Annotated in this window: 3 protein-coding genes; all 3 read left to right on the top strand. The window is 42.0% G+C overall.

What is annotated here, in order from left to right:
* The first annotated feature begins 91 nt into the window (after positions 1-91).
* The 3 genes from AACQ21_RS06465 (at position 92) to AACQ21_RS06455 (ending at position 2,675) form a co-directional block, all read left to right on the top strand.
* Entirely contained in the window at positions 92-781 is a 690-nt protein-coding gene (locus AACQ21_RS06465) for a DUF3334 family protein (protein WP_026028133.1), read from the top strand.
* 127 nt (positions 782-908) lie between these two features.
* A complete protein-coding gene (locus tag AACQ21_RS06460) occupies positions 909-1,592 on the top strand; it encodes a DUF2786 domain-containing protein (protein ID WP_017042255.1) in 684 nt (227 codons plus the stop codon).
* A gap of 105 nt (positions 1,593-1,697) precedes the next feature.
* A complete protein-coding gene (locus AACQ21_RS06455; RefSeq protein ID WP_105977421.1) occupies positions 1,698-2,675 on the top strand; it encodes a J domain-containing protein in 978 nt (325 codons plus the stop codon).
* The last annotated feature ends 130 nt before the right edge of the window (positions 2,676-2,805 follow it).

Raw genomic sequence — 2,805 nt, 5'->3', positions numbered from 1 at the left:
ATATATAGTTAATTAACGCTTTATGCTTTATATATTGATATAGAGAGTTAAATACCGCTTTTAAACTGCAATGCACATTACGGATATCAGAATGAAAAAAAACAAGATTGTTACCACTGAAGATATTTTGCTTAAGCTTTGTCAATCAGTGTCAGGAGTGCTCAGTTCTGCAACGGCGACCAACATTGCTTACTCAGCGATGGTACAAAAAATCAACAAAACGTCACTAAAGCCAGATTTCGGCTGTTTCGTTTTGTTTGATGGTGGCTTCTCTGGGCTCGTTGTTATTAACTTTACGGCCAAGGCTGCGCTGGAAATTTACACCAGTTATATGCGCAACATGGGAATGCCAGAAGAAGAGCTGGCCGTGCTGCACACTTCTGACGAGGTGGGCGATGTACTGGGCGAATTGATGAATCAACTCGTAGGCGACTTCACAAATAAAATCCGCAAAGAACTGCAAACCAACATTACCCAAAACCAACCGAAGATGCTGTCACTCAACAAACAGGTAATTTTGTCGGTGGATACTAATTTAGATCGTCCACAAGCACGCCGAGTTACCTTCTCGACAGAAAGTAATAATATTTTCTATCTTGAACTGGCAATGGATAAAACTGAATTCATCCAACTTGAAGAGTTTGAAGTTCAAGAAGATGAAAGCCCTGATTCAATTTTAGAAGCGACTCAGCAAAAACTGTCTGCCAAAGCAAAAAACGACAAGCAAAACAACAGTGATGATGATTTGACTACAGACCTATTGGATGAACTTGGTATTTAAACCACCAACCTCCTCTCGACTCGCTGCCTGATTTTGGGCAGCGATTCTCCACTTCGCTTTCACTTCCCGCATAAAACCGCTAAAATGTCGGACTTTTCTGAAGTTGTAGAATTGTATTTGCGAATTAATGGATAAACAGAAAGCTCTAAAGAAGATCGCTAAATGTCTTGAACTTGGTAATTCCGCGAATGTGAATGAAGCGGCCAATGCCATCAAGATGGCGCATAGCCTGATGCTGAAGTATGGGCTTGATAAAGATGACATCGAATTTATCAAGATGGGCAAAACCCAATCAACCCATTTACTACCCGCATCCATCACCTCATCACTACTGCGAGTGATCCGCGGTATCAATACTAAGTTTGGTGTAGAAGCGGTGCTACTCAATCATAAAGGACTCAAACGTGTTGAGTTTATTGGTGAGGCCGATCGCGCTATTTTTGCCGCATTCGCTTTTGATATCATTTACCGAGAAATGAACGAGCACACAGGGCAATTTCGAAATAGTTTCGCGGGTAGTGGCACTTCCAGCATGGAAGTCACACGGCGCGTCAATTCGTTCGTTTCGGGTTGGATTGAAGGGGCATTAGAAAAACTTCCAGTGATCACCGCCGATGATGAATCCAATAACAAAATCAATAATTACATTGATAAAGAGTTTCAAAATATTGACCGTGAAACCTTCAAGCAGCAGCTGCGTGATGCTATGAAAAATATTACCGCGGATTACGAAACTGGGTTAAAAAAAGGCCGTAAAGTATCTGTAAACCGACCGATTGATGGCGCACCTGCTCCAAAACGTCTTAGATAACCATTAATGCGCTATTCTGCTCTGTGCATTCGATAGAAATGCGCTACTATTTGAACAGAAATTAGCCCCACAAAACATGGTGAAAATTTGAGAGTTGTCCTTAGTTTGTGCCTGTTTTTCTCCTCATTAGTACTGGCTTCTCCTGTTGCTGAGCTAACTGCCCAAGCTCAGCAACAAAACTCAAATGCACAATATCAATTGGCGCTGGCTTATCAGCAAGGGGACAAAGTTGCTGTTAACCTAAACAATGCGTTTTATTGGTTTCAGCAAGCGGCGCAGAATGGACACCCCTTAGCCAAATCTAGGCTAGCCAATCTCTATTTAAAGGGACAAGGAACCCCAAAAGACATCCCTCAAGCTCTATTTTGGCTGACAGACTTAGCCACTAGCGGCGATGTGAATGCTCAATTACAACTCGCTAGAACTTACGAAACACTCCCTTCGCCACCCTCAGCGTTAGAATTGTCAGAAATGTGGTATCGCATTGCGGCAAGTAAGAGTAGCCAAGCCGAAGAGGGTTATGCCCGTGTATTGCAAGAAAAATTCAATCAACAACGTGCAAAACAAGTCTCCTCCATCAGCCAATTAGACAGCGCTTTTGACAGCAGCGATGAAGCTGACATGGTGGTCAGCACTGCACCCGTTGAGCACGACTCGACAAGCTCTATCATGACGGATTACTTATCTCTGTTGTTGCTGATGTTACTCCTTTTGATGCTTATCTATCTTTTCCGCTTCTGGAGCCGAAAACGTAAGACCCAACAGCACGATAAAACTAGTCAACACCAGCAAGAAATCGAATCGCAAGCCTTTATGATCAAACAGCAAAAAAGGCAGCTTGAAAGCTTATTCAAAGAGATCAAAAGACTGCAAAACAATCATGTGGCTCAATCTCAGGATCAAAAATTACTATTAGCCTGTGCATTATTTGGCTTTAAACCCAGTGAACTTCCCGATGAAAAAAGCATCAAGCTTCGCTACAAGCAACTGTGCAAAATATACCACCCAGATCTTCAAGGCTCACAAGACGAAATGAAACGACTCAATGGTGCGTTAAAAATCATCCTGCCTCACGTTAAGTAAATGTTATTTTTAATGCGAAATATTACCGCTCGCGATTAAAACACTCGCTAAAGATAGACAACGCAATCGATCTCCATCTCACTTAAAGTAACAAATAGTTAACTTAATTCTCTTTTATATGGGATAATGC

The sequence above is a fragment of the Vibrio sp. V01_P9A10T6 genome, assembly GCF_963877065.1.
GTDB lineage: Bacteria > Pseudomonadota > Gammaproteobacteria > Enterobacterales > Vibrionaceae > Vibrio > Vibrio anguillarum.
The sequence above is the reverse complement of the archived record's forward strand: the minus strand, read 5'-3'. Positions and strand labels throughout refer to the sequence as shown.

Bases quoted from the DNA above. Each gene is read 5' to 3' on its own strand.
- AACQ21_RS06465 (WP_026028133.1), top strand. From the start codon at position 92: ATGAAAAAAAACAAGATTGTTACCACTGAAGATATTTTGCTTAAGCTT.
- AACQ21_RS06460 (WP_017042255.1), top strand. From the start codon at position 909: ATGGATAAACAGAAAGCTCTAAAGAAGATCGCTAAATGTCTTGAACTT.